This window comes from Paraburkholderia sp. BCC1885 (assembly GCF_900996235.1).
Classification (GTDB): domain Bacteria; phylum Pseudomonadota; class Gammaproteobacteria; order Burkholderiales; family Burkholderiaceae; genus Paraburkholderia.
The window spans coordinates 1-4,692 of the sequence record NZ_CAAJGM010000264.1; the positions used below are offsets into that span (position 1 = coordinate 1).

Here is a 4,692-nt window from a genome sequence, read left to right on the forward strand (position 1 = left end):
CGCCGGCCGCCGCGATGGCGAAGGGCCTGGGCGCGCCGGCCGAGATCCAGATGGGCGGCCGTTCGCCGTACAGCCAGGCCGACGCGCCCGACTGGGCCCGCGAAGCCGCGCAACTCGCCGCGCGCCGCAATGCCCAGAAGACGAGCCCGGCCGACGACAGCCGCGCGGCCGCCAACAGCGCCGCCAGCGTCACCGAAGCCATCAAGGCGCGCATGGAGCAGGTTGTCAACGACACGGTGATGAGCGAGCTCTCCTCGATGCGCGGCATGATGGAAGAACACTTCGCCGGCCTGCTGTGGGGCGACCGCCAGCGCCGCAGCCCGACGCGCGCCTCGCTCACCAAGCACCTGTTCGCCGCGGGCTTCTCCGCGCAACTGGTGCAGATGATGGTGGACAACCTGCCGGCCGAAGTCGACAGCATGGAAGGCGGCATGGACTGGGTGCGCAGCGTGCTCGAATCCAACCTGCCGGTGATGGAAAACGAAGACGCGCTGATGGAGCGCGGCGGTGTGTTCGCGCTGATGGGCCCGACGGGCGTCGGCAAGACGACTACCACGGCCAAGCTCGCCGCGCGTTGCGTGATGCGCTTCGGCGCCAGCAAGGTCGCACTCCTCACGACCGACAGCTACCGGATCGGCGGCCACGAACAACTGCGCATTTTCGGCAAGATCCTCGGCGTCTCGGTGCATGCCGTGAAGGATGGCGCCGATCTGCAACTGGCGCTCGCCGAGCTGCGCAACAAGCACATCGTGCTGATCGACACGATCGGCATGAGCCAGCGCGACCGGCTCGTCTCCGACCAGATCGCCATGCTGTGCCGCGCCGGCCAGCCGGTGCAGCGTCTGCTGCTGCTCAACGCAACCAGCCACGGCGACACGCTCAACGAAGTCGTGCAGGCCTACCAGCGCGCGCCGGATCAACAGCCGCTCGCCGGCTGCATCCTGACCAAGCTCGACGAAGCCACCAACCTGGGCGGCGTGCTCGACACGGTGATCCGCTACAAGCTGCCGGTGCATTACGTTTCGACCGGTCAGAAAGTGCCCGAGAACCTGTACGTCGCGACGCGCAAATTCCTCATCAAGAGCGCCTTCTGTATTCCGCGCGACAGTTCGCCGTTCGTGCCGCACGACGACGACATTCCGGCCTTGCTTTCGGCGCTTTCCGCGCGCTCGACGGCCGAACTGCACGAGGTACGTTTTGGATAAAGTCGTCTCCGATCAGGCAGAGGGGTTGCGGCGCCTGCTGGCGCGCAACGGTTCACGAGTCGTGGCGGTGACGGGCGGCTCGACCAGCGTCGGTTGCACCACGACGGTCGTCAATCTGGCGGCGGCGCTGGCGGAGCAGGGCAAGGATGTACTGGTGATCGACGAATGTCTCGGCGATCGCTCGGTGAGCGCGATGCTCGGCGGCGTGCGCGGCGCGGGTAATTTCGCGGCGGTGGTGCGCGGCGAGCTGCCGCTCGAAGAGGCGATGGCGCGTCACGCGCTCGGCTTCTCGGTGCTGGCCGCCTCGCGCAACAACCGCGACGGCTACAACCCGGCGCAACTGGCCGTCGTGCTGGACGGGCCCGCTGACATCGTGCTGATCGATGCACAGCTCGACCGGCTCGGCCAGCTCTCCACGCTGGCGATGCATGCGCACGATCTGGTGATCGTGACGCGGGTGGCCGCCCAGGCGATCACCGATGCCTACGCCTGCATGAAGCGCCTGCATTACGCACACGGCATCGGACAGTTCCGTGTGCTGGTGAATCACGTGCATAGCGTCACCGACGCGCACACAGCATTTGAAAACCTCGCGGGGGTGGCGGGGCGTTATCTGACCGTGTCGCTGGACGACGCCGGCTGTATCGCCGCCGATCCGCGCATGGCCCGGGCGTTGGAACTGTCGCGCTGTGTCGTCGACGCTTTTCCGTCGACACCTGCTGCGCGCGATTACCGGCACCTCGCCGCCGAATTGCAGTACTGGCCAATGCGGCCAGCGATGTCGTCACGCCCCCACTGGGTGGCCCCGGCGACAGTAACAGCGGCGCAACACGCCGACCAACCGTCTGCACAGCTCGCCTGAAGGGCGCGTGCGGACAAGGGGAGCACGATGTATAACGCTCAGGGAAAGATTTCTTCCCAAGCCGAGGTTCTGACGAAGTACGCGCCGCTCGTGCGGCGGCTCGGTTTGCAGCTAGTGGCGAAAATGCCGGCGAGCGTCGATCTCGACGATCTGATTCAGGCCGGCATGATCGGGCTGCTGGACGCCGCGAGCCGGTACAAGGAAGACCAGGGCGCGCAGTTCGAGACCTACGCCAGCCAGCGGATTCGCGGCGCTATGCTCGACGAACTGCGCAGCAACGACTGGCTGCCGCGCAGCCTGCGCCGCACCTCGCGCGAAGTGGAGACGGCGGTGCATCAGGTCGAACAGACGCTGGGCCGCTCGGCGAGCGAGACAGAAATTGCCGGCCACCTGAAGATGCCGCTCGACGAATATCAGTCGATGCTGCAGGACCTGCATGGCAGCCAGCTGATCTATTACGAAGACTTCGACCGTTCCGCGGACGACGAGCCGTTCCTCGACCGCTACTGCGTCGATCACTCGGACCCGCTGTCGGCGCTGCTCGACGAGAGCCTGCGCGCGGCGCTGGTCGAAGCCATCGAACGGTTGCCGGAACGCGAGAAGCTGCTGATGTCGCTGTATTACGAGCGCGGCATGAATCTGCGCGAAATCGGCGCGGTGATGGAAGTCAGCGAATCGCGGGTCTGCCAGTTGCACAGCCAGGCGGTGGCGCGCTTGCGCACGCGGCTGCGCGAGATGGCCTGGGCGAAGGCCGAGGCGGAGTAAGCACGCAGGAAAACCCGGCGCCGCGCCACGGCGTCACCCTGGGAAACGCCGTCCATGTGACGGCGTTTTTATTTGGCGCGCGCCAAAAACCAAAGCCGGTTGCGGCGCGAATTCACCATCACTCGCGCCGCAACCGGCTTTTTAATCCGGAAAACGTCTTGACTTACAGACCGCCAAATCCCGGCACACGTCCATCCGGCCCATACAGCGCGGGCTTCGGCGGACGAACCTGCAGCACGTCGAGCGCGCGCTGGTTGTACTCCATGCGGGTGCGGATCAGGACGCCATTGGTCTTGTTGGAACGGTGAGCCCGCTCCACGGATTGCTGCAGCAAGGACCATTGGGTAGCGAGCTTCTGGTCGCGCGCGGCGGCCAGTTCGATGCCGCTCCAGCCGGCCGGCAAGCCCATTTCGGCGAGCTGGGCGTCGCGGATCTTCTCCAGCGTCGCCAGTTTGCCGACCAGTTCGGTTTTCTTTTCGACGATCGGCCGCAGCATCTCGGACGGATCGACCTGAGTCAACGCCTTCTGTTCGACGGCCAGCACCGAGGCGAATTCCTCGATCGTGGTGTATTCGTCGACAACGGTGGCCAGCAGCGCGTCTTTCATGACAAGTCGCTCTCACAGCGGCCCGCACATGGCGCGCGGGCGGGTTTCAAGGTGGCGCCTCGCGGCGTCCAGCCTTAATCGCCGGTCGCCGGGGCTCTGGTTTGCAGCAGGCTGCGGGTGGTTTCAAGCACGCCGTCAGCAATCTTGCCCGGATCGATGGTCAGCGTGCCGCTCTTGATGGCCGCCTTGATCGATTCGACATGAGCGGTGTCGATGTCCGCCGAACCCGAAGTTGCCAGGTTGCGCAGATCGGACGACAGGCCCGACAGGCTCACATTCGAGTCGCCACCCGCAGAACCGGTGGCGGCTTGCGCGGTGGTGGCCGCGCTTTGGGCGGCGTTAGCCGCCGGAGTCAGACTGTCCTGCTGCGGGCGCGTCGCGCCGTTGGTCAGGCTGTCTGGCTTGGAGTTGGTGGTGGAATCGATTTTCACGATTGGCTTCCTGAACGATTTGATTCTTATAACGGCACTTAAGAATCCAAACTTTAGCCCAATCCGTGTATCCCTTTGTAACGGCGCTCCCAGCCCGACTTGTGCGTCAACTCCTTGTCAAACTTCGCTTTTCAGGTCCGGACTACATCTGGATCTGGACCGTCGAACTGTCCTTCACGATGCCCATGAGGATCTGTCCCGTGGACGTCCTCACCTTGACCGGTTGACCCGGCGTCGCATTGGCGAGCGCGCTGCCCTCCGACGAAATCGAGAAGCCGTTGCCCTCCGCCACCACCCGCACCATCGTTCCGGCGGTCACCGAGGCGGCGTTTTTCAGCATGTCCTGACGCAACGGCAGGCCCGCGCCTACCCGCATCAACGTGACCGAACCGATGGCCTGGGACGGATCGGTGATGATCGTGGTCGGCAGCATCGTCAGGTCGCCGTCACGGCCGGCCATGTCGGCTTCGGTGATCACTTCGCCGGGCATCATGCCGCGCGTGGCGACGTAGTAGGTGGCATGCACCGAGACCTTGGCCTGCAGCCAGACGGTCCACGGATGGCCGCTCGTGCAGCGCACCGCCACCGTGGTGCGGCCCCACAGGCGCGCGCCGTTCGGCATGAACGGCTGCAGCGTGGCGCATGCCGCGAGTCCGCGCGGGAAGGCGGCGGCCACCGAGAGTTCGACCTTGCCGGGCAAGCCGTTGACCTGTTGCTTGAGATAGTCGAGCGCGGCGGCATGGATCAGCTCGCCGTCTTCCTGACCGGCGGGGACCGGCTGGGCGGCTTGCGCCGCCTGAGCCGCCTGATTCGCTGCGGCGG

Annotated in this window: 6 protein-coding genes; 3 read left to right on the forward strand and 3 right to left on the reverse strand. The window is 65.6% G+C overall.

From position 1 onward, the window contains the following. From flhF to FQ755_RS34660, 3 genes are all read left to right on the forward strand, one after another. Positions 1-1,205, forward strand: a 1,205-nt coding sequence (flhF, locus tag FQ755_RS34650) for a flagellar biosynthesis protein FlhF (protein WP_144162236.1), incomplete at its 5' end; no start/stop codon positions are given. Continuing rightward, positions 1,198-2,067, forward strand: coding sequence for a MinD/ParA family protein (locus FQ755_RS34655; RefSeq protein ID WP_144162239.1), 870 nt, complete (start codon positions 1,198-1,200; stop codon positions 2,065-2,067). The genes flhF and FQ755_RS34655, both read left to right, overlap by 8 nt. 27 nt (positions 2,068-2,094) lie before the next feature. Then, the gene (locus tag FQ755_RS34660; protein ID WP_144162242.1) at positions 2,095-2,832 is read left to right on the forward strand and encodes an RNA polymerase sigma factor FliA; all 738 of its coding nucleotides are present in this window, start codon (positions 2,095-2,097) and stop codon (positions 2,830-2,832) included. Positions 2,833-2,995: 163 nt separating this feature from the next. On the opposite strand, the gene FQ755_RS34665 is transcribed toward FQ755_RS34660, so the two are convergent. The 3 genes from FQ755_RS34665 to flgA all read right to left on the reverse strand — a co-directional run. After that, complete coding sequence (locus tag FQ755_RS34665) at positions 2,996-3,439, reverse strand: flagella synthesis protein FlgN (RefSeq protein WP_144162245.1); 444 nt, start codon at positions 3,437-3,439, stop codon at positions 2,996-2,998. Between the two features lie 74 nt (positions 3,440-3,513). After that, positions 3,514-3,870: a flagellar biosynthesis anti-sigma factor FlgM gene (flgM, locus tag FQ755_RS34670; protein WP_144162248.1), complete on the reverse strand. Its 357-nt coding sequence runs from the start codon at positions 3,868-3,870 to the stop codon at positions 3,514-3,516. Between the two features lie 142 nt (positions 3,871-4,012). Next, a partial coding sequence (flgA, locus tag FQ755_RS34675; protein ID WP_144162251.1) for a flagellar basal body P-ring formation chaperone FlgA occupies positions 4,013-4,692 on the reverse strand: 680 nt, incomplete at its 5' end.